Genomic DNA, 19,816 nt, shown 5'->3' with positions numbered 1-19,816 from the left:
GAAGACTTTTCGACCGCAGGGGGGTTCGGGGCTTGAACATCGAGGTCCAGTACCTGAATCTCTGCCGGGAGATCCTGGCGGAGAACGAGCAGCAGATCGCCGAGGGGCGCTGGACGCCCAACCGGACCGGCATGGGCACGGTGGGCGTCTTCGGCCGCATGCTGAAGCACGACCTCTCGGAGGGATTTCCGGCCCTGACCACCAAGAAGCTGTTCTTCAACTCCGTGAAGGCGGAGCTGCTCTGGTTCCTGGCGGGCCGGACGGATCTGGAGTTCCTCCACGAGCGGGGCTGCCACATCTGGGACAAGGACGCCGCCCGCAACGGCGGAAAGCTGGGCCCGATCTACGGCAAGCAGTGGCGGGCATGGGAGGGCGCGAACGGTAAGACCTACGACCAGATCGCGTGGGTCATCGAGCAGATCCGGGAGATCGCCGCGGATCCGGAGCGGCCCCACCCCAACTCCCGCCGGCTGGTGGTGAGCCCCTGGAACGTGGCCGACCTGGAGGAGATGGCCCTGCCGCCCTGCCACGGGCCCTTCCAGTTCCACGTGAAGGACGGCCGGCTGCACCTGGCCGTGTGGCAGCGCAGCGCCGACCTGTTCCTGGGGGTTCCGTTCAACATCGCCAGCTACTCCCTGCTGCTCCACATGGTGGCGCAGGTCACGGGCCTGGAGGCCGGCACCTTCACGCACTATCTCAACGACGTACACATCTACCGGAACCTGCTGGACCAGGTGCGGCTGCAGATCGAGCGCGAGCCGTACCCGCTGCCCAAGCTCTGGCTGAACCCCGAGGTCAGGGAGATCGACCAGTTCACGATGGAGGATATCAAGCTGGTGGATTACAAGCACCACCCGCCGATCCGCGGGGAGCTGTCCACATGATCACGCTCGTCGCGGCGATGGGCCGCAACCGCGTCATTGGACGGGAAGGCCGCCTGCCCTGGCGGCTCCCGGCGGAGATGCGCCACTTCCGCCGAACCACCATGGGGAAAACCGTGGTGATGGGGCGGAAGACCTACGAGTCGATCGGCGGCCCCCTGAAGGGCCGGACCAACATCGTGCTGACCCGGGACCCGGACTTCCGGGCCCCGGGCTGCGAGGTGCGCCACAGCGTCGAGGAGCTGCTGGCGGATCCGCGCCCGCTGTACGTCATCGGCGGCGCAGAGCTGTACCGCCAGCTGCTGCCGCATGCGGATGAGATGATCCTCACCCGCGTCGACGGCGACTTCCCGGGCGACGCGTTCTTCCCGGCCTGGCCCGAGACCGAATGGGAGCTCGTCGCCCGCACGCCCTATCCGCGGGACGAGGCGAATCCGTACGACTTCGTGGTCGAACACTACAGGCGGGCGGCACATCCGCGCGGGCCGGGGCGGGCAGACTGAAGGCGGAGGAGACGGAGCCCGTGTCTGGACAGATCGAAGGAAGGAACCCCGTGCTGGAGGCGCTGCGTTCCGGACGCACCATCAACCGGATCCTGGTGGCGAAGGGCGCCCGTGAGGGCTCGATCCGGGAGATCGTCGCGCTGGCGCGACAGCAGGGGGTCATCGTGCAGGAAGTGGCCCGGGAGCGGCTGGACGCCATGGCCCGCGGCCGGAATCACCAGGGGGTCATCGCGCTGGCCGCCGCACACCGCTACTGGGACCTGGACGAGGTGCTGGAACGGGCGGCCGCCTCGGGGGAAGACGGTCTCCTGCTGGTGCTGGACGGCATCGAGGACCCGCAGAACCTGGGCTCGCTGCTGCGCACGGCGGACGCCGCGGGCGTGCACGGGGTGATCATCCCCGAACGGCGGGCCGTGGGGCTGACCGAGACGGTGGCCAAGGTATCGGCCGGCGCGGTGGAGTACGTGCCGGTGGCCCGCGTCACCAACATCGCCCGCACGCTGGATCTGCTGAAGGAGCAGGGGTACTGGGTCGTCGGCACCCACCAGCAGGCGGAACAGCTGTACTACGAAGCGGGCCTCACCGGGCCGCTGGCGGTGGTCATCGGCAGCGAGGGCCGGGGGATGAGCCGGCTGGTGGGCGAGAAGTGCGACTTCACGGTGCGCCTGCCGATGCTGGGCCATGTGACGTCGCTGAACGCCGCCGTGGCCGGCGCCATTCTGCTCTACGAGATCCGCCGGCAGCGGAGCGTACGGACCTGAGCAGAGGAGGTCAGACCATCCGACTGTGGACGACGGGCCGCCGCAACGGGGCGGCCCTGCTTTTGCTCGCGGCGCTGTGGGCCGCTGGCCCGGGGTTTTCGGGCAGGGCGGCGGCCGGAGAGGCGCCGGGCGCGCCTGCGCCCGCACAGGAGACGGAGCGCGTCATCGCGCGTTTTTCGACGCCCGTTGTGAACGTCGAACCGGGCCGCATGCGGAACGTCGCCCTGGCCGCGGCCAGGATCGACGGTCGCGTGCTGCAGCCCGGCGAGGTCTTCTCGTTCAATGCGGTGGTGGGCCCGCGGGACGCCGAGCACGGCTGGGCGCTCGCCAGCGAGATCTACCAGGGCGAGTACGTATTGGGCTACGGCGGGGGCATCTGCCAGGTGACGTCCACCCTGTACAACGCCGCCCTGCTCGGCGGACTGGAGATCGTGGAGCGGTACCACCACGACCGGCCGCTGCAGTACGTGGGCCCCGGGCGCGACGCGACCGTGGTGTGGGACCAGCTGGACTTCCGCTTCCGCAACAGCCTGGACGGCCCGGTCCGCATCCGCGCCCGGGTGGCGCCGGGCGATCCGCCGCAGGTGGAGGTGACGCTGCACGGCGCCCGTCCGCCCGTGCCGGCGCCGATCCGGCTGGAGGAGGAGTACGTGCGCTTCTTTCCGCCGGACCTGGTGGAGGTGGAAGACCCGTCCCTGCCCCGGGGCCGGCGGGTGGTGGAGGATGAGGGGTATTTCGGGGTGGAGGTGCGCATATACCGGGTGAGGGGCCTCGGCCCGGACGCCCGGAGGGAACTGGTTTCGCACGACGTGTACCCGCCGAAGCCGGGGCGGGTGCGGGTGGGCACCGGCGAACAATAAGCGGGTGGCCGCGGTGCGGCCACCCGCCTGTGAGCGGAGATGGTTAGCCGTCGCAAAGATAAAGACGTTAACAATCGATATTCGACATCGCCGGGAAAAACCCTTCTGCCGTACGTCGAAATGTGGGCCCGACAGGGCGGTTTGCCGGTCGCCTTGCCTTGACGTTATGTCGCGCCAGCGAGTATAATCCAGGATAGGAGTGCCACGGACAAGGGGTGAAAAGGGCCGCTCTTCCAATTCGGAACAAGGGTACAGCGACAGCCGCAGGTTGGGTAGTCGCCGTAACCAAACGTAGTCTTCAGTTGCGTTAGGATTGAATTGAGAGGGGGACGGCTCAGTGACGGCGACACCGCAGCGCGTGTATCACGACTATGACTCCATGATGGACGAAGACATCGTGGAGTTTGCTCGTGAGGGGTCAACGGAAGCGCTGGAGTATCTTATTAATAAGTACAAGAACTTCGTGCGGGCCAAGGCTCGCTCCTACTTTCTGATCGGTGCCGACCGGGATGACATCACGCAGGAAGGCATGATCGGCCTGTACAAGGCGATCCGGGACTTTCGGGCGGACAAGCTGTCCTCTTTCCGTGCTTTTGCAGAACTCTGCATTACCCGACAGATTATTACGGCGATCAAGACGGCGACTCGTCAGAAGCACATCCCCCTGAACTCCTACGTGTCGTTGAACAAGCCCATTTACGACGACGACTCCGACCGGACCCTGCTGGATGTGATCTCGGGATCCAAGGTCACGGACCCGGAGGAGCTGATCATCAGCCGCGAGGAGTTCGGCGACATCGAGGGGAAGATGGAGGAGATCCTCAGCGACCTCGAGTGGAAGGTGCTGATGAGCTACCTCGACGGGAAGTCGTACCACGAAATCGCCGTGGAGCTACATAGGCACGTGAAGTCGATCGACAACGCTCTGCAGCGGGTCAAGCGGAAGCTGGAGCGGTACCTGGAGAACCGGAACCAGGGGTTGGAGAGAGGTCACGACTAGGCCGCGCGGCGGCCTTTTTCTTTTTTATGTCAAGGCCGGGGAAACGGTCATACGCTGGGAAGGAGGGAAGGAGGGGAGAGGATGAGTTGGGAGGACGACCGCGACCGGCGCTCCGACCTGTGTGCCGACCTGGAGGATGACCGGGACTGCGGATGTGGCAGCCACCACGATCACCACGATCACCACGACCACCACGATCATCATCACCACCATCACCACCGCGGCCATCGCCGGCGCCGCCTGATCCCGATCGGCAACGTGACCGTGGACTGCACGCCCGTCACGTTCCGCACGCCCGGCCAGGCCGTCAACGTCGTCAGCTGTCCGGTGTCCTGGATCATCCCCGGCACGGGGTGCGTCGCCACGATCCACACGCCGCCGATCCAGACACCCGTGCTACCCATCTTCCGGCGCCGCAAGCCCTGCGGCTGCCACTAGCCAGCCAGGAGGGCTCCCGCCCTCCGTACATTGCAAGCGGGCGCGAAATGTGTTATGATAAGCGCTGCGTTATCCCGCTGGCGTAGCTCAACTGGCAGAGCACCTGATTTGTAATCAGGCGGTTGCAGGTTCGATTCCTGTCGCCAGCTCCAGACATAGTCGCAGAGAAGGCGCAACCGGGTCGACACGGTTGCGTCTTCTTCCTTTTCTCTGACCCGGCGACGGCGTAGTTAGGGCTGCCGCGCGCACCGTGCGCATGGCGAATCTGTCCTTGCCCTCGTGAACGGATGTGCGATCATTGGAGAGGGGCAGTTGCACAGGCAGGCTCGCCCGGGGTCTCCGTGACATAGCCGGTCCAAGTCGCTGCACAGGAGGAGCTGGACATCCATGGAAGTCACCCGCATGCTCGCCCGGTACGTGGTCAACGCGACCTACGAGTCCCTCCCCGCCGACGTCGTTCGTGAAGCTAGGCGCTCCCTGCTCAACTGGCTGGGCGTGGCCATCGGGGGATGCCGCCACGAAGCCGTGGAGATCGCCCTGGCGACCGTGGCCGAGTTCAGCGGTCCGGCACGGGCCTCCGTGCTGGGGCGAACCGAACGGCTGGACATGCTCCACGCCGCGCTGATCAATGGCATCAGCTCCCACGTCCTCGACTTCGACGACACCCACCTCCGGACGGTGATCCACCCCAGCGGCCCCGTTGCGCCGGCGCTGCTCGCACTGGCCGAAACCCGGCCGGTTCCGGGAAAGGACCTGCTGCTCGCCTTCGTCCTGGGGGTGGAGGTGGAGTGCCGCATCGGCAACGGCGTCTGCCCGTCGCACTACGACCAGGGCTGGCACGTCACCGCCACGGCGGGCGTATTCGGCGCAGCCGCGGCGGCGGGCAAGCTGCTGCACCTCTCCGAAACGCAGATGGTCCATGCCCTGGGGATCGCGGCCACGCAGGCGGCAGGCCTCCGGGAGATGTTCGGCACGCACTGCAAGCCGTTCCACCCCGGCCGCGCGGCCCAGAACGGGCTGTTCGCCGCCCTGCTGGCGGCCCGGGGCTTCACCAGTTCGGCCGAGGCCATCGAGGGGCGCCGGGGGTTCGCCCGCGTGATGGCGCCGGAGTACGACCTGGCGGAGATGGTCAACGGGCTTGGCGAGCGGTTCGAGATCCGGCACAACACGTACAAGCCTTTTGCCTGCGGCATCGTCATCCACCCGGCCATCGACGGGTGCATCCAGCTGCGCAATGCGTACGGCCTCTCCGCCGACCAGATCGAGCGCATCGACCTGCGGGTAAACCCCCTGGTCCTGGAGCTGACCGGCAAGCGGGCGCCCCGCACCGGGCTGGAGGGCAAGTTCTCCGTATATCACTCGGCGGCGGTGGCCATCGTCGACGGCGCGGCTGGTGAGGCCCAGTACAGCGACGCCCGGGTGACGGATCCCGCCGTCGTCGCGCTGCGGGAGCGGGTGCACGCCCTGGCCGATGCCACGGTGGCCAGGGACGAGTGCCGCGTGACCGTCACGCTGCGGGACGGCAGGGTGCTCGCGCGGCACGTGCAGCATGCCGTTGGCAGCCTTGCACGGCCGATGAGCGACGACGAACTCGACGCCAAGTTCCGGGACCTGGTGACGCCGATCCTGCCGGCTGATCAGGCGGAAGAGTTGATCCGGCTGTGCCGGAGCCTGGAGGATCTCCCCGACAGCGCGGCGCTGGCGCGCACGGCTGTGCCGCGAATCGGGAAGGAACGAATGTGAAAGCCGGGTGCGGCACCGCCGCACCCGGTCTTGCCCATGGATACGGTCTAACGGCCCACGGTGGTTACGCGAACACCCCCGCCAACACCGCCACGACGACCAGGCCCGGCAGCAGGTTGCCGATGCGGATCTCCGCCGCGCCCATGAGGTTGAACCCGATCGCCGCCACCATCAGGCCGCCGGCGGCGCTGATCTCCCGAATCATCGCCTCGGTCAGGAACCCGCTGATGGCCGAGGCGCCCAGGGTGATCAACCCCTGGTAGACCAGCACGGGGATCGCCGCGAACATCACGCCGACGCCCATCACGGAGCCGAACATGATCGAGGCCACGCCGTCGAGGATCGACTTCGCGTAGAGGATGGAGGGGTCGCCCCGCAGGCCGTCCTCCAGGGCGCCGGTGATGGCCATCGCCCCCGTGCAGAACAGCAGCGAGGCCTGCACGAAGCCCTTCGCAAAGCTGCCGCGCCGGGCAAAGGGCCAGCGCTCCAGCCGGCCTGCCCAGGCCTGGAGCCGGTCCTCGATCCGCAGCCACTCCCCCAGCATCGTGCCCAGCGCCAGCGAGACCACCAGAAGCAGGATGCTCTCGGTCTCCCACGCCATCTTCAGGCCGATGAGCACCACGGCCAGGCCCAGGGCCTTCATGGTGCTCGCGCGCATCGCTTCCGGTACCTGCGGGATCACCAGGCTCCCCAGTGCCCCGCCCACGAGAACTGCCCCCACGTTGGCAAGGGTGCCGAGACCGATCACCATCACTGCCTCCCGTTATCACTTTAGCAAAGTACAGTTTCGGCCTCAGCCTTCCGGATCCTGCTCGGACCGGCGGACGCAGCCCTCATCGGTCCGGACGCAGTTGCGCCCGGCGTTCTTCGCCTTGTACAGCGCGCAGTCGGCCCGCTGGAGCAGGTCCTCCACCGTCTGGAAGTGGGGCTGCCACTCGGCCACGCCGCAGCTCACCGTGAACCGCACAGTTCCGCTGCGGGCGGGGACTTTCAGCTGCTCGTAGGTCGACCGGAGCCGCTCGGCCACCCTGGCAGCCTGCTCCAGCGTGGTGCCGGGCAGGAGGACGGCGAACTCGTCGCCGCCGAGGCGGCCCAGCACGTCCTCCGAGCGGAGCGTCTTTCGACCGGTTTCGACAAGCTGGCGGAGCACCTCGTCGCCGGCGGTGTGGCCGAAACGGTCGTTGACGCGCTTGAAGTGATCGATGTCCATGAGCACGATGGCGATGGGCCGGAGGCGGCGTTCTGCGCGCAGGATCTCCTGGTGGCAGATCTCGACAAAGAAGCGCCGGTTATACGCGCCGGTCAGGCCGTCGGTCGTGGCCATCTGCTTCAGGTCCGACTCCAGCCGTTTTCGCTCCGAAATATCGCGGAAGACACAGACCCGGACCGCCCCGTCGCCGGCGTCCTCCGGCAGCGCCGCGGTGCTGACCTCCACCCACCGGGTGGAGCCGTCGTGACACCGGATGGTGAGTTCGACCACCGTGCCCGGGACGGGGCATCCTTCCATCGGGGTGATCTCCGACAGGGGGCGGCCGGTCAGCTGGTCCGGCGTGTACCCGAGCAGGCTGAAGACCGAGGGGCTGACGTACACGAACCGTCCCTCACGGTCCAGCGTGACGATGACGTCGGCCGCGTACTCAGCCAGCAGGCGGTAACGCGCCTCGCTCCGTTCCAGTTCTGCCTTGGTCCTGGCCAGCGCCTCGGTCATTTCGTTGAACGCCTGGGAGAACTCCCCCAGGAACTCCACGCGCTGGGAGAAGTCGCCCGCTGCGACCATCTGTACCTGCCACGTCAGGTGGCGCAGCCTCGCCTGAAGCGACTTGAGGCAGCCGGAGAGCGGTCCCCGCTCGTGGATGGGATGGCGCAGGTCGCCCCGGCAGATGTGCGTGAGGTGGGTGCGCAGGGCGCTCAGCTCCTGGTACAGGGCGGTGAAGCCCGCATGGCCGCGCAGTTCAGCCGGCGGCAGCGGGCTCGCCTGGGGATCGCGCAGCAGCTTCTGCAGGGCCTCCACGGCCTGATCGAGCGATGGCGCTCTGGTTTCCGGCCCGGCGGTCCTGGGTGTGTCGGTCATGCGCCGCTCACCGCCTCGGCGACGAACCGGCAGACGCGCGCACCCGTACACCAGCAGTCGACCTCGGCGACCCGGAACGACCGGCCCGTGGAAGACTCCAGGATGCCGGCGATGAACCCTTCGTCGAACTTGCAGATCTCCATGTCCGTCTCGGGCAGGCCGGAGCAGTCCATGTCCTCCTCGACGGTGAACACGAACCGCCCCTTCTCCAGGTCGGCCTCCTCGATGCGCAGGATGCCGATGCCGTATTCCCGGAAGGCGGCCTGCAGCCGGCGCGCGTAGTCCGGGAGCGACGTGAGGGGCCCCAGCAGCCGGCCCGCAAACGCCAGACCCGCCACCTTCCCGGCCTCCCGCAGCAGCCGGTCGGCCGCCTCCGCGCCCAGCTCCTCCTCGAGCACGTGGCGCAGGCTGAACTGCATGAGCCGGTAGATCTCCAGCCGGGCGGCGGGACCGAGATTGGGTCGTCCCATCGCGAGGTCTCCGAGCATGTCCCAGGAAAAGCTGCGTCTGCTCTGCTGCATGGTCACCCTCCTCCCTGTCTGGGGCCGGGTGAAAAGAGGTCAATGTCTTAGTTTTACAAAAGCCGCATAATCCCTGCTGTGAAGCAAGGGGCAGCGGGCCGGAAGAAAGGGACGGCCGGGCCCGGGCTCTCATGCCCGGGCCCGGTGCACTCATGCCCTTTCCCCAGCGGGCTTGTTCAGCGCCGCGTGCAGGACTTCCAGCAGCTCATCCGTCACCCCGTGCGGCATCACCCGGTCGTAGGCCTCGGAGAGAACCGCCACGAACCGCTCGAAGGCCGCAGGCCGGGCCGGATCCCCCTGGGGCGGCAGCGGCTGCAGCGGCCGCACGGCCTCCTTGACAGCCCGCGGGCGGCTGCCCCAGTGCACGACGTACTCACCGTCGCGGGTCATGAAGATGAAACACGGGATGGCCCTCGACTTGCCGTTTTCCAGGTACTGGTCCATGATGTCCAGGTTCTGGTCGCGGAAGAACCAGCGCGCCTCCATGCCCGCCTCCTCCGCGATCCGGGCCAGCAGCGGGCCCGTGCGGGCGGCATCGCCGCACCAGTACTCCTCCAGCACCAGTACCTTCAGCCCCAGGGGCCGCAGCGCCTCCAGCGCCGCTTGCTGCTCAGGCGTGAAGGTGACGGTGTCGTACACCTGCTGCCGCCGCTCCTTGTGCTCCGTCGCCCCCGCCAGGTACTCGGCCCATGTCAGTCCCGTCGCAAACCGCTCCGGTGATACGACCGGCATCAGAACCCCTCCCCGTCGATATGGCTCGGTATTACGACGTGGCCGGCGGCCGGGGTGGTGCGGGCGTATACCGCGACCGGCGGAGGCGCATAGTAAGGCCGAACCTTGTGGCGAAAGGAGCACAGTCATGGCAGAAGATCGGAAGGCGAACCAGCGCAACCAGACCGGCACCGGAACCGGGGCGAACGCCCGGAGCGCGGGCGGCGGTCCTTCCGTGGCTGAGGGAGCCGCAGGCGTGACCGGCGCCGTGGCCGGCGCGGCACTGGGTTCTGCCGCGGGGCCGCTGGGGACGGTGGTCGGCGCCGTGGCCGGCGGCCTGGGGGGCGCGGCGATGGCCGAGGGCGCCCAGAATGAGACGGGCAGCCAGTCGAACCGCAGCCGCAACCAGGACGGCGGCCTGCAGGGCGGCCGCAATCAGACCGGGCCGAACCAGAACGAGTCGTGAGGGGCGTCAAGGGAAAGACCCCGGGGCTGTGGCTTCAGCCCCGGGGTCTCGCTGCTTCCGTCACTGACCAGCCCGCGAGGACGGGCCTCCCTGCCTCAGACCGTCAGGTAGACCCAGACCAGGTAGATCAGGGAGCCCACCAGGAAGGCAGGCACAACCGCCAGGTAGATCAGGTTCAACCGGGCGAGCCAGGTGCAGCTTAGGAACGCGCTGAGGTACTCGCGGTGCGTCTGCCTGAGCATGATCCTCCCTCCGCTCTCCGATATCCGGGGTGCTGGTCATCCATTTTCAGCTTACCCGCGGACAAGGGGCGGAAGTAGTCACACTCCGGCTCAATCGCGCGTGTCTGCTGGCATCATATCCGGCCGGGACTTCCGTACTGCCGGGCCGCCGGAACCGGAGGGTCCGCGTGCTTCCCGCGCGGTAGCCGCGCGCGTAGACCCCCTGCGCGATGGCACTAGTGCCAGGCGCCCTCCGGATACGCCTGCAGCGCCCGCAGCGCAAAGCGGGCCGTGCCCGTGGGGAGCGCGCAGTTGCCCCGCCCGTAGAGCAGGACCTCCGCCCTCCGGCGGGCCTCGGCCAGATCGCCCGTCTGCAGCGCGCGGAGGAGCCCTTCATGCCCCTCCTTGCAGCCGCGGCACTGGCCGCAGGAGCCCCGGGCCAGCAGCGCCACGTTCTCCCGCACCAGGGCGGGCAGCGCCGCGTCCGCCTTGCGGAACACGATTACCGCCGAGTTCCCCATGGTGGTGCCCAGGGCCGCCAGGTCCTCGTAAGTGAGCGGCACGTCCAGCTCGTCGGGCCTGAGCGGCCCGGAGCCTAGGCCGCCGGGCAGCACGGCCAGGATCTCCTCCCGGGGCGGCGCTCCGGCCAGGGCCAGCAGTTCCGCCAGCGGCGTGCCGTGGGCCACCTCGTACACCCCCGGCCGGTCCACGGCGCCGGTGACGGTGAAGAGGGCCGTGCCGGGGCAGGTGCGGGTGCCGGCGGCGCGAATGCGGTCAGGACCCAGCCGGAAGAGCGCCGCGACCGCGGCCAGGCTCTCCACGTTCTGCACCAGGGTCGGCCGGCCCCGGAGGCCGATCTCCTCCGGCCGGGGCGGCTTGGGCTGCGGGTAGCCCTCCAGCCCCTCCAGGGCGTCGAGGATGGCGGTCTCCTCGCCGGAGACCGCTGTGGGCGCCGAGGGCTGCACCCTCACCGTCACCCCGGCCAGCAGGCCGGCTGCGCCGGCCTCTGCCACGGCTTCCTGGGCGGCGGAAAGGGCCTCCGGCGAGTCGCCCCGCACGTAGAAGTACGCTTCCCGGGCGCCGAGGGCGTGCGCGGCGAGCAGCAGCCCTTCCAGCACGCGGTGGGGGAAGCGGGCGAGCAGGTGCCGGTCCTTCTGGCTGACGGCCTGGGACTCGGCGCCGTTGGCCACCACAAACCGCTCGCGCGCGGCGGCCGCCGCCACCCGGCCCCACTTCTGGCCGATCGGCCGTCCATCGCCGCTGCCGCCGCGGCCCCGAAGGCCCGCCTGCGCCACCTGCTCCAGGATCCAGCCGCTTCCCAGCGCCCGGGCCGCGGTGAGCCCCCTGTACCCGCCGCGGGCCTGGTAGGCGGCCAGGTCCTCCCGTCCCTGCTGCGCCGGTTCGATGAGCAGGTGCGTCATTGGGCGCGCCCTCCCCGCCGGTATCCCTCCTGCTCGGCCAGCAGGTCCAGCTGCAGGGTGCGGGCGTCCTCCAGGTAGAGGTCGATGCGGGGCATGGCCAGGTGGCCGCCGTGCCGCTGGTCCAGGGTCTTGATGTAGCCGCCGCACCGGTCGCATACCTCCACCCGCCAGGGCTCCAGCTCGGCCAGGGTGAGGATGCTGACCTGGCGCACATCGTCGGTCCCGCAGACGGCGCAGGTCAGCCGGTGGTGCTCCCACTGCGTGTCGCACCGCGGGCAGTGCAGGTGGCGGATGTTGTCGGGGTCGATGCGGCAGAGGTCGGGCGCGGCGCCGCACACCGGGCACTGGATCTGCCGCCACCCGTGCAGGGGCGCGATCTCCCGCACTGCCCGGGCGAAGCGGGCCATGAACGGCTGCAGCGCGAGGCCGCCCAGGGTGAGGAGCAGGTCCTCGGAGCCCCCCAGGCGGGCGGCCCAGGCTGCGGTGTCGCCGCCGCTCAGCAGGGCCTCCGCCAGCTCCTGCCGCTCAGCCGGCGGCAGGGCCGCCAGCCGCTCGGCCAGCGGACGGGCCTCCGCACGGCTTTCGGCGTACAGGGCGGCCAGGTCGGCCAGCAGGGCCGCGAAGCGCCCGGGGTCGACGGGCGGCTCGGCGAGGGTGACCAGCGGCTCGCCGCGGCGGAGGGCCGCCGCGGCCTCCTCCGGGGCGGGAAGCCGCTCGGGTTCGGGCAGCTGCTCCTCCCAGGCGCGCGCCCGCTCGCGCCAGGCGCGCAGGAACTCCAGCGACTGCATCATCTACTCCCTCCTGATCGGGTGCAGCTCTTTCGGTGCAGGGAAAACCGCCCCCGGCAGGCGCCGGGGGCGGAATCAGGGTCAGCGGGCCGCGGCCGCCTGCCCGCCGTCCCGGATCTGGGCGGTGCCGTTCCGGATCTCCCGCTCGACCCACTCGCTGTGATCCAGCCGGGCGTACTGGAGCTCCATCCAGCCGTCCACCATGGCCGAGAGCGAGCGGCGGGTGAACGGGTGAATGGCGGTGAGGTAGAAGTGGAGGAGGAAGAGCCCCGACCCCAGCCAGAAGCTGAGCGAATGGACGAACTGGGCGGCGTGGAAGGCCTGGTCGCTCACGGCGCCCCGGCCGAACCACATCACCAGGCCGGAGCCGATGAAGCTGAAGTAGGTCAGGAAGACCACGTAGAAGTTGACCTTGTGGCCGCCGTTGAACTTGCCCTGCGGCGGCAGCTGGCCCCGGCCGGTCGTGTAGTACAGCGGCGCGATGAGCATGTACTTCAGGTCATTCTTGCCGAAGGTGAAGAGCTCCTTCAGGTCGGGCCAGACGGACCGGGGATCCCCCAGCAGCCAGATCAGCGGGGAGGTCATGAGCCCGATGGCGGCGATCCGGTGGATGAGCCGGAGCGTCTGCCCGACGCTGCCGTGCAGGAAGGGGCCCAGCCCCCCGGCCGGCGCCGCGGGGTCGCCGCGCCACAGGAAGATCGACCCCGTTACGGCGAGGACGATCCAGGAGGCGGCGTAGAGCCAGTGGAAGAGCACCTGGGTCCGGGAAAACTTCTTGATGCTTCCGCCTGCGCGCACCACGTGCCATCCCCCCCTAGTCGTGCATGGATTCGGCGGCCTCGTGCGGCGACAGGCCGTCCTTGAAGACCCGCCTGGCGGCGAGCCAGTTGACGAGGAGGCCGAACAGGCCGACGCCCAGCACCGCCTTGCCGACGGGCTGCAGGCCGTACTTCCACACCTTGAGAATCGGCGACAGTTCGGGCTTCACCGGCAGGCCGTAGGTCTCGGGCGGCTCCAGCAGCACGTAGAGGTGGTGCAGCCCGCCCATCTCGTCGGCGCCGTAGAGGTTGGCGTTCTTGTAGCCCATGGCCTGAAGCTGGGCCACCCGTTCCTTCCCCCAGGCGATGAGGGCGTCGCGGTCGCCGTACTTGATGCAGTCGGTGGGGCAGGTGGCGACGCAGGCCGGCTGCATGCCGTGGGCGATGCGGTCGTAGCAGAAGGTGCACTTGCCCGCCTTCTGCGCCCGCTGGTCCCAGGCCGTCCGGTCGACGTGGATGGCGTCGAACGGGCAGGCCGGCTCGCAGTAGCCGCAGCCGATGCAGGCCTCGCGGTTGAGCGTCACCACGCCGTAGTCACCGTACTGGAGGGCGTCGGTGGGGCAGGCGGTGACGCAGCCCGCGTCGGTGCAGTGCATGCAGCTGTGCTTCTGCATGAGCCACTTGGCCATGCCGTTTTCTTCCTCGGTCTCAAAGAACCGGATGACGGTCCAGGTCTCCGCGTCCAGGGCCGGGTGGCTCTGGTACGTGCCGGGATCCTGGTTGATGCGGACCTCGTTCTGGTTCCACTGCTTGCAGGCGACCTCGCAGCCCTTGCAGCCGATGCACTCGGAGGTGTCGACCAGCATGGCGACGTGCTGCAGGGTGTTGGTCGGATCTGGCCGCCACGCATCCCAGGTTGCTGCGCGACCCATCTGGCATTACCCCCCTACCGTCACCTTGCGCAGGTTTGCCAGGAACACCTTGGACTCCTGGATCTGGACGTTGACGTCCACGGCCTGGGGCGTGAGGGTGTTGGTGATGTCGCCCTGCACGTGGCCGGAGTTGGTGCCCCAGTGGATGGGCAGGCCGATCAGGAAGGTCTCCCGGCCGCCGATGCGGAGCGGCCGGAGCCGGTTGGTGACCATGGCCTGTACCCGCACCTTGCCGCGGGCGCTCTCCACCTCCACCCAATCGCCGTTCCGGATGCCCTCCCGCTGCGCCAGCTCCCGGGGGATCTCGCAGAAGTGGCGGGGGAAGGCCTCGGCCAGGTAGGGCAGGGTGCGGGTCATGACGCCGGAGGTCAGGTGCTCGGTGAGCCGGTAGGTGGTCGCGACGTACGGGAACCGATCGGGGTCGCCCCAGACGTCGAACTCGGAGTCGTAGATCTTCATCGTGGGGATGGTGCCCTGCTTCCGGTAGAGCAGGTTGGGCGTGGGCGACTCCCTGGGCTCGTAGTGGACCGGGACGGGGCCGTCGGGCAGCGGCCCCCAGATGGCGCCGGCGCCCCAGGGCTTCATGATGAACGGCGTGTCGCCGGGGACGCCCAGGGCATGCACCGCACCGGGCGCGACGGGCAGCATGTCGGGCACGTCCACGCCGACCCACTTCTGCTCGGCCTCGTCCCACCAGACGAGCGGCACCTTCGACCAGGGCCGGCCTTCGGGGTCCGCGGAGGCCCGGTTGTAGATGACCCGCCGGTTCGCCGGCCAGGCGAAAGCCCAGCCCAGGTGCAGGTAGTCCGCGGAACCGTCGGCCTTCGCCTCGGTCCAGCCGTCGGGCCGGTTGGGGGCCGCCCGCAGCCGGGCGTCGGCCTTGTTGACGCCCTCCTCGGGGTAGATGCCCGAGTAAATCCAGCAGCCGCAGGCCGTGGTGCCGTCGTCCTTCAGGGCCCCGAAGCCGGAGACCGGCGCGCCGGTGGTCACGTCGTAGCCGTTGATCTCCTTCAGCACCTTGATGTGGTCGAACTCGTCCGGGTTGTTGGGGTCGTCGTAGTCCCAGACCAGGTGCTGGATGGGCAGGTCCTTCGCCTCGGTGGAGCCCTCGTACAGCTTCTTCAGCCGCTTGCCGATCTGCACCATGTACCAGCCGTCGGAGTGGGCGTCGCCCATCGGCTCGATCATCTTGTGCTTCCACTGGATCAGCCGGTGGGTGTTGGTGAAGGAGCCTTCCTTCTCCAGCGGGCCGGCGGCGGGCAGCAGGATCACCTCGGTCTGGATCTCGGCCGGGTTCATGCCCTCCAGCTTCCAGAACTCCGAGGTCTCATTGAGGAAGAGGTCCGAGACCACCAGCCAGTCCAGCTTGGCCAGGGCGGCCTGCACCTTGCGGGCGTTGGCCGAGCCCACTGCCGGGTTCTGGCCCACGACGATGAGCCCCTTCACCCGGCCGTCGAGGATGGACTGGAAGATGTCGTAGTGGCTGTAGGTCTCGCCGGCGGCCATCTTCGGCAGGTAGTCGTAGCAGTAGTCGTTGGCGGCCGTCGCGTGCTGGCCCCACCAGGCCTTCAGCAGCGAGACCATGAACTTGGGCTTGTTCTCCCAGTAGCTGTTCTTCGCCGTGGTCTTGTCCAGGAACTCCTGCAGCGTCCGGTGGCTTTCAGTGGGCTGGCCGAGGTAGCCGGGCAGGTCGTGGTAGAGCACCGCCAGGTCGGTGGCGCCCTGCACGTTGGCATGGCCGCGCAGGGCCGCGATGCCGCCGCCGGCCACGCCGATGTTGCCCAGCAGCATCTGCAGGATGGTGTTGGTCCGGATGTTCTGCACGCCCTTGGTGTGCTGGGTCCAGCCCATGGCGTAGACGAACACGGCGGACTTGCCCGGGACGCCGGTGGAGCAGACGATCTCGGCGAACTTGATGAAGTCCTCCACCGGAATGCCGCTGATCTCCGAGACCTTCTCGGGCGTGTACTCGGAATAGATCCGCTTGATGTGCTGGAAGACGCACTGCGGGTGCTCCAGCGTCGGGTCCTGAAGGGGCTTGCCGTCAGGGCCCGTCTGGAAGGCCCAGGTGGACTGGTCGTACTTGCCGGTCTCGGGATCCCAGCCGGAGAAGAGGCCGTCGTCGAACCGGAAGTCGGGGTGGACCAGGAAGGACGCGTTGGTGTACTTCACCACGTATTCCCGGTGGATCTTGCCGTGGGTGATCGCGTAGTTGATCAGGCCGCCCAGCACGGCGGTGTCCGTGCCCGAGCGGAAGGGGATCCACCAGTCGGCCTTGGAGGCCGTGCGGTTGTAGCGGGGGTCGACGCAGATGACGGTCGCCCCCTTCTGCTTGGCCCGCAGGAACCACTTGAAGGCGATGGGGTGGTTCTCGGCGGCGTTGGAGCCCATGAAGACGACGACGTCAGCGTTGGCGACGTCCCACAGCGCCGTGGTCATGGCGCCGCGGCCGAATGAAGTGCCCAGACCGGGCACGGTGGAGGAGTGTCATATCCGCGCGTGGTGCTCGAGGTACACCACGCCCAGGGCCCGCATCAGCTTGGTGATGAGGTAGCACTCCTCGTTGTCGATACAGGCCGAACCGATGTGGGCGATGGACTCCGCCCGGTTGACCACCACGCCGTCGGCGTTCTTGTGGACGAAGCCCTCGTCCCGGGTCTCCTTGATGCGCTGGGCGATGCGGTCGAGGGCCTCCTCGATGCCGATCTCCTCCCAGCGGTCGGAGCCGGGGCGGCGGATCTTGGCGGTGAGCTGCCGGAGCGGGTTGGGCCGGCCCACGCCGTCGTACGCGAACTGCATGCTGGCCGCGCCCTTGGGGCAGAGGGAGCCTTCGCTGATGGGGCTGTCGGGGTTGCCCTCCAGCTGGAGCAGCTGTCCCTCCCGCACGTAGCCGATCATGCCGCACCCCACGGAGCAGTGGGGGCAGACGCTGGGAACCTCCTTGGCCCTGGCGATGCGGGACGCTTTGAGGTCCTGCGCCAGGGCGTCCCGCTCCTCGGCGAAGAGCAGCACGGCGGCGCTGGCCGCCGACACGCCGGTGAGCTTCAGGAACGCTCGGCGGTTCAGGTTCATGCCTCGATCCTCCTTGCCACGCGGTTGCCGGTTGTGTACACAATGAGACTGGCGGCTGTCCTTACGTAACCCACGAGGTCCATGCCCAGCGCGGTGGCCAGGGCCCAGGCCTGGTCGGTGGCCGCGGTGCGGGATGCGCAGACCGGTGCGCCGAAGCGGGCCGCGCGGGCGCACATCTCGGCGGAGATACGGCCCGAGGTGAGCACCACCACCTGCTCCGGCGGCCAGCCGGCCAGCCGGGCCGCGCCGAGGACCTTGTCCACGGCCTGGTGGCGGCCGATGTCCTCCCGCACGATCTGCTGGTGCGTGTCGGCCCGCACGGCCATGGCCACGTGCATGCCGCCCGTGGCCCGGTACAGCGGTGCCTGCCGGAGCATGTCCTCCATCCAGCGCACCAGCTGCGCCGCGGTGACCCGCGGGCCGGGCGCAACCGGCGTGAGCGGCGCCGGGTCCCGTGCGCACACGAGCTCGGCGTGCACGCGCGCCCCCGCCTCGTCGACGGTGAGGCGGGCGATCTCTTCCGGCCCGGCCACCAGCCCCTCGCCGCAGAGCCGGCCCACGGCCCAGTCGGCGAGGTCCTGCGGCGTGGTCTGCGCGGTGAGCCAGGCCTCCCCGTTGACGAAGAGCGTGGTCCGCCGTTCAGCGGGCGCCTGTACGGCGACAGGTGCGGAGACGGTGGCGGAGATGTCAGTTCCCCCCTTTCCGGCCGGCCTCGGGGTTGAAGCGCGTCGGACAGCAATACGATATCGGAATACATGTTATACGCATTGTACATAAAAGTGAACGAGCCGCCTGGCGGCACTTTCCTGTCTGTTCGGTCCCGTGTGAAGAACCGTTCGGCCCGCGTTCGTAAGCGGTCCGCCTCAGCGGGGGATGCGCATTTGAGCCTACAGGGGGTGGGGTGGGTGCAGATGGAGCGGCTGGCCGCGGCGGTGGAGGCCCTTCCCGCCACCGGCTCGGAGCAGGAGCTGGCCGCCGCCGCCGCCCGGGCGGCCGTGGAGGCGCTGGGGTTCAGCGGCGCGGGGGTGAAGCGGCCCGACCGGCCGGAATGGCTGGCCCGGTTTCCCGGCGGCGCCGGCCTGCGGGGCGAGGTCCGCCTGCCCCTGGCCTGCGGTCTGGAACTGGCGGCCGACGGACGCGGCGACACGGAAGGGCTGAAGGTCCTTGCCGCCGCGGCCGGCCGGCTGCTGCAGGCGGCGCAGGAGCGGGCGCGCATCGGCCAGAAGGCGGAACGGGCGGCGAGGCGGGCGCGGGAGGCCCTGGAGCGGTACCGCAGCCAGACCGAGCGGCTTGCGGCGCTGCGGAGCGAGCTGGACGAAGCGCAGGAGCGCCACCTGCTGCTCACGGAACGGAATCGGATCGCGCAGGACCTGCACGACCGCGCCGCGCAGACCAGCTACCTGCTGGCCCTGAAGCTGGACTGGCTCATCGGCGATCTGGAGCCCGCCGACCCGCTGCGGGAGGAACTGGAGCGGCTGAAGGGGCTCGCAGCGGAGGCCGCCGCGCAGACCCGGGAGGCGATCTTTGCCCTGCGCGCCCCGGAGCTCAGCGAGGGCGGGCTGCAGGGCGGCCTGCGCCGGCTGCTCGGGGATGCGGGGCGCGACGGCTTCACGACCAAGCTCACCGTCGCGGGCACCCCGCGGCCCCTGCCGGGGGAAGTGGAGGACACCCTGTTCAAGGTGGGGCAGGAGGCGCTGACCAACGCCCGCAAGCACAGCCGGGGCAGCGCCATCATCGTCGCGCTCCGGTACGAACCCGCAGGCGTGACGCTGGTGGTGCAGGATAACGGCGTGGGGATAAAGAATAGCACTGATATTGAGAAACCAGGAAGGTTCGGGATCAAGGGTATGCGCGAGCGGCTGGCCAGGCTGGGGGGCCGACTGGAACTGATGGAAGGCGACGAAGGCGGCCTGCTGGTCAGGGCCTCGATCCCGCTGGAGGGGGTGAGCACGCATGTCCATACGTGTTCTGATCGTCGATGACCATGAACTGCTGCGCGAGGGCCTGAAATCACTGCTCTCCCGCGAGGAGGACATGGAGGTGGTCGGCGAGGCGGCGCGCGGGCATGAGGCGATCGCGCTGGCCAGGGAGCTGCGCCCCGACGTGGTGGTGCTGGACGCCCGCCTGCCCGACGTGGACGGCGTCGAGGTGTGCCGGCAGCTCCAGGAGGAGATGCCCGAGGTGGCCGTGATCTTCCTGACGACGTTCAGCGAGGCGGATCTGGTGCTGTCGGCGGTGCGGGCGGGGGCGCGCGGGTACGTGGTGAAGGACGTGCTGGGCATGGACCTGAAGCGGTCGATCCGGGCCGTCGCGCGGGGCGAGGTGGCCATGGACCCGAAGGTGGTCGGCCACCTGATGCAGCAGATGCGGTCGCCCTCGCAGGCGAGGGAGGAGGACCGGATCCCGCTGAACCGGCAGCAGCTGGCCATCATCCGGCTGGTGGCGCAGGGGTACACCAACCGGGAGATCGCAGAGCGGATGTTCCTCAGCGAGAAGACCGTGAAGGGATACCTCGCGGAGGCGCTCCGGCGCATGGGCGTGAAGAACCGGGTGGAGGCGGCGATGGTCGCCTCCCGGAACGGCTGGATCTGACGGCGCGGCAGACAGCAAACAGCAAGAGCCCGGCGGAATGCCGGGCTCTTGCTGTGCGGATGGCTCCTGGCTGTGGA

The 19,816-nt window shown here is 69.1% G+C and carries 22 protein-coding genes and 1 tRNA gene; 11 read left to right on the top strand and 12 right to left on the bottom strand.

Translation table 11 applies throughout. The annotated features are described in order from the left end of the window. The first annotated feature begins 32 nt into the window (after positions 1-32). From ACZ5UM_RS03365 to ACZ5UM_RS03330, 8 genes are all read left to right on the top strand, one after another. The gene (locus ACZ5UM_RS03365; RefSeq protein WP_464846954.1) at positions 33-884 is read left to right on the top strand and encodes a thymidylate synthase; all 852 of its coding nucleotides are present in this window, start codon (positions 33-35) and stop codon (positions 882-884) included. Continuing rightward, the gene (locus ACZ5UM_RS03360; protein WP_464846953.1) at positions 881-1,384 is read left to right on the top strand and encodes a dihydrofolate reductase; all 504 of its coding nucleotides are present in this window, start codon (positions 881-883) and stop codon (positions 1,382-1,384) included. Before ACZ5UM_RS03365 ends, ACZ5UM_RS03360 begins: the two co-directional genes overlap by 4 nt. A 20-nt stretch (positions 1,385-1,404) precedes the next feature. Next, positions 1,405-2,145 carry a 23S rRNA (guanosine(2251)-2'-O)-methyltransferase RlmB gene (rlmB, locus tag ACZ5UM_RS03355; RefSeq protein WP_464846952.1) on the top strand — a complete coding sequence of 247 codons (741 nt, stop codon included), beginning with the start codon at positions 1,405-1,407 and terminating at the stop codon, positions 2,143-2,145. A gap of 62 nt (positions 2,146-2,207) precedes the next feature. After that, positions 2,208-3,005 (top strand): VanW family protein, encoded by a 798-nt coding sequence (locus tag ACZ5UM_RS03350; RefSeq protein WP_464846951.1) that lies wholly within the window; start codon positions 2,208-2,210, stop codon positions 3,003-3,005. 337 nt (positions 3,006-3,342) lie between these two features. Further along, positions 3,343-4,005 carry an RNA polymerase sporulation sigma factor SigH gene (sigH, locus tag ACZ5UM_RS03345; RefSeq protein WP_464846950.1) on the top strand — a complete coding sequence of 221 codons (663 nt, stop codon included), beginning with the start codon at positions 3,343-3,345 and terminating at the stop codon, positions 4,003-4,005. An 81-nt stretch (positions 4,006-4,086) separates the two neighbouring features. Next, positions 4,087-4,443, top strand: coding sequence for a hypothetical protein (locus ACZ5UM_RS03340; protein ID WP_464846949.1), 357 nt, complete (start codon positions 4,087-4,089; stop codon positions 4,441-4,443). 76 nt (positions 4,444-4,519) lie between these two features. Beyond that, positions 4,520-4,595 (top strand) — tRNA-Thr (locus ACZ5UM_RS03335). Between the two features lie 235 nt (positions 4,596-4,830). After that, positions 4,831-6,186 carry an MmgE/PrpD family protein gene (locus tag ACZ5UM_RS03330; protein ID WP_464846948.1) on the top strand — a complete coding sequence of 452 codons (1,356 nt, stop codon included), beginning with the start codon at positions 4,831-4,833 and terminating at the stop codon, positions 6,184-6,186. 64 nt (positions 6,187-6,250) lie between these two features. Here the strand turns inward: ACZ5UM_RS03330 and ACZ5UM_RS03325 are convergent, their stop codons facing one another. The 4 genes from ACZ5UM_RS03325 to ACZ5UM_RS03310 form a co-directional block, all read right to left on the bottom strand. Beyond that, entirely contained in the window at positions 6,251-6,934 is a 684-nt protein-coding gene (locus ACZ5UM_RS03325) for a DUF554 domain-containing protein (protein ID WP_464846947.1), read from the bottom strand. A 45-nt stretch (positions 6,935-6,979) separates the two neighbouring features. Beyond that, entirely contained in the window at positions 6,980-8,257 is a 1,278-nt protein-coding gene (locus ACZ5UM_RS03320; protein WP_464846946.1) for a sensor domain-containing diguanylate cyclase, read from the bottom strand. Then, positions 8,254-8,778, bottom strand: a complete 525-nt coding sequence (locus ACZ5UM_RS03315; RefSeq protein WP_464846945.1) for a V4R domain-containing protein — start codon at positions 8,776-8,778, stop codon at positions 8,254-8,256. Before ACZ5UM_RS03315 ends, ACZ5UM_RS03320 begins: the two co-directional genes overlap by 4 nt. A 150-nt stretch (positions 8,779-8,928) precedes the next feature. Continuing rightward, positions 8,929-9,510, bottom strand: a complete 582-nt coding sequence (locus tag ACZ5UM_RS03310) for a thioredoxin family protein (RefSeq protein WP_464846944.1) — start codon at positions 9,508-9,510, stop codon at positions 8,929-8,931. A 127-nt stretch (positions 9,511-9,637) separates the two neighbouring features. Between ACZ5UM_RS03310 and ACZ5UM_RS03305 the strand changes: the two genes are divergently transcribed. Then, entirely contained in the window at positions 9,638-9,955 is a 318-nt protein-coding gene (locus ACZ5UM_RS03305) for a hypothetical protein (RefSeq protein WP_464846943.1), read from the top strand. Between the two features lie 95 nt (positions 9,956-10,050). On the opposite strand, the gene ACZ5UM_RS03300 is transcribed toward ACZ5UM_RS03305, so the two are convergent. From ACZ5UM_RS03300 to ACZ5UM_RS03265, 8 genes are all read right to left on the bottom strand, one after another. Then, positions 10,051-10,197 carry a hypothetical protein gene (locus ACZ5UM_RS03300; protein ID WP_464846942.1) on the bottom strand — a complete coding sequence of 49 codons (147 nt, stop codon included), beginning with the start codon at positions 10,195-10,197 and terminating at the stop codon, positions 10,051-10,053. A gap of 215 nt (positions 10,198-10,412) precedes the next feature. After that, positions 10,413-11,597 (bottom strand): SLBB domain-containing protein, encoded by a 1,185-nt coding sequence (locus ACZ5UM_RS03295; protein ID WP_464846941.1) that lies wholly within the window; start codon positions 11,595-11,597, stop codon positions 10,413-10,415. Continuing rightward, positions 11,594-12,388: a formate dehydrogenase accessory protein FdhE gene (locus ACZ5UM_RS03290; RefSeq protein WP_464846940.1), complete on the bottom strand. Its 795-nt coding sequence runs from the start codon at positions 12,386-12,388 to the stop codon at positions 11,594-11,596. Before ACZ5UM_RS03290 ends, ACZ5UM_RS03295 begins: the two co-directional genes overlap by 4 nt. Before the next feature lie 78 nt (positions 12,389-12,466). Further along, complete coding sequence (locus ACZ5UM_RS03285) at positions 12,467-13,183, bottom strand: formate dehydrogenase subunit gamma (protein ID WP_464846939.1); 717 nt, start codon at positions 13,181-13,183, stop codon at positions 12,467-12,469. Between the two features lie 16 nt (positions 13,184-13,199). Next, a complete protein-coding gene (locus tag ACZ5UM_RS03280) occupies positions 13,200-14,075 on the bottom strand; it encodes a 4Fe-4S dicluster domain-containing protein (protein WP_464846938.1) in 876 nt (291 codons plus the stop codon). Between the two features lie 6 nt (positions 14,076-14,081). Further along, on the bottom strand, positions 14,082-16,550 hold the full coding sequence (fdnG, locus tag ACZ5UM_RS03275; protein WP_464846937.1) for a formate dehydrogenase-N subunit alpha: 2,469 nt from the start codon (positions 16,548-16,550) through the stop codon (positions 14,082-14,084). Positions 16,551-16,562: 12 nt separating this feature from the next. After that, positions 16,563-17,147, bottom strand: a complete 585-nt coding sequence (locus ACZ5UM_RS03270) for a twin-arginine translocation signal domain-containing protein (protein WP_464846936.1) — start codon at positions 17,145-17,147, stop codon at positions 16,563-16,565. Beyond that, positions 17,144-17,833, bottom strand: a complete 690-nt coding sequence (locus tag ACZ5UM_RS03265) for a formate dehydrogenase accessory sulfurtransferase FdhD (RefSeq protein ID WP_464848266.1) — start codon at positions 17,831-17,833, stop codon at positions 17,144-17,146. Before ACZ5UM_RS03265 ends, ACZ5UM_RS03270 begins: the two co-directional genes overlap by 4 nt. A 225-nt stretch (positions 17,834-18,058) precedes the next feature. Between ACZ5UM_RS03265 and ACZ5UM_RS03260 the strand changes: the two genes are divergently transcribed. Further along, positions 18,059-19,129 (top strand): sensor histidine kinase, encoded by a 1,071-nt coding sequence (locus tag ACZ5UM_RS03260; protein ID WP_464848263.1) that lies wholly within the window; start codon positions 18,059-18,061, stop codon positions 19,127-19,129. Then, the gene (locus ACZ5UM_RS03255; RefSeq protein ID WP_464846935.1) at positions 19,101-19,739 is read left to right on the top strand and encodes a response regulator; all 639 of its coding nucleotides are present in this window, start codon (positions 19,101-19,103) and stop codon (positions 19,737-19,739) included. Before ACZ5UM_RS03260 ends, ACZ5UM_RS03255 begins: the two co-directional genes overlap by 29 nt. The last annotated feature ends 77 nt before the right edge of the window (positions 19,740-19,816 follow it).

Source organism: Symbiobacterium ostreiconchae, from assembly GCF_055396975.1.
This window is presented reverse-complemented; position numbering and strand designations above follow the sequence as displayed.

Bases quoted from the DNA above. Each gene is read 5' to 3' on its own strand.
- ACZ5UM_RS03295 (WP_464846941.1), bottom strand. From the start codon at position 11,597: ATGACGCACCTGCTCATCGAACCGGCGCAGCAGGGACGGGAGGACCTG.
- ACZ5UM_RS03270 (WP_464846936.1), bottom strand. From the start codon at position 17,147: ATGAACCTGAACCGCCGAGCGTTCCTGAAGCTCACCGGCGTGTCGGCG.
- ACZ5UM_RS03280 (WP_464846938.1), bottom strand. From the start codon at position 14,075: ATGGGTCGCGCAGCAACCTGGGATGCGTGGCGGCCAGATCCGACCAAC.
- ACZ5UM_RS03310 (WP_464846944.1), bottom strand. From the start codon at position 9,510: ATGCCGGTCGTATCACCGGAGCGGTTTGCGACGGGACTGACATGGGCC.
- ACZ5UM_RS03300 (WP_464846942.1), bottom strand. From the start codon at position 10,197: ATGCTCAGGCAGACGCACCGCGAGTACCTCAGCGCGTTCCTAAGCTGC.
- ACZ5UM_RS03255 (WP_464846935.1), top strand. From the start codon at position 19,101: ATGTCCATACGTGTTCTGATCGTCGATGACCATGAACTGCTGCGCGAG.
- ACZ5UM_RS03320 (WP_464846946.1), bottom strand. From the start codon at position 8,257: ATGACCGACACACCCAGGACCGCCGGGCCGGAAACCAGAGCGCCATCG.
- ACZ5UM_RS03290 (WP_464846940.1), bottom strand. From the start codon at position 12,388: ATGATGCAGTCGCTGGAGTTCCTGCGCGCCTGGCGCGAGCGGGCGCGC.
- ACZ5UM_RS03360 (WP_464846953.1), top strand. From the start codon at position 881: ATGATCACGCTCGTCGCGGCGATGGGCCGCAACCGCGTCATTGGACGG.
- ACZ5UM_RS03315 (WP_464846945.1), bottom strand. From the start codon at position 8,778: ATGCAGCAGAGCAGACGCAGCTTTTCCTGGGACATGCTCGGAGACCTC.
- ACZ5UM_RS03305 (WP_464846943.1), top strand. From the start codon at position 9,638: ATGGCAGAAGATCGGAAGGCGAACCAGCGCAACCAGACCGGCACCGGA.
- ACZ5UM_RS03260 (WP_464848263.1), top strand. From the start codon at position 18,059: ATGGAGCGGCTGGCCGCGGCGGTGGAGGCCCTTCCCGCCACCGGCTCG.
- ACZ5UM_RS03340 (WP_464846949.1), top strand. From the start codon at position 4,087: ATGAGTTGGGAGGACGACCGCGACCGGCGCTCCGACCTGTGTGCCGAC.
- ACZ5UM_RS03330 (WP_464846948.1), top strand. From the start codon at position 4,831: ATGGAAGTCACCCGCATGCTCGCCCGGTACGTGGTCAACGCGACCTAC.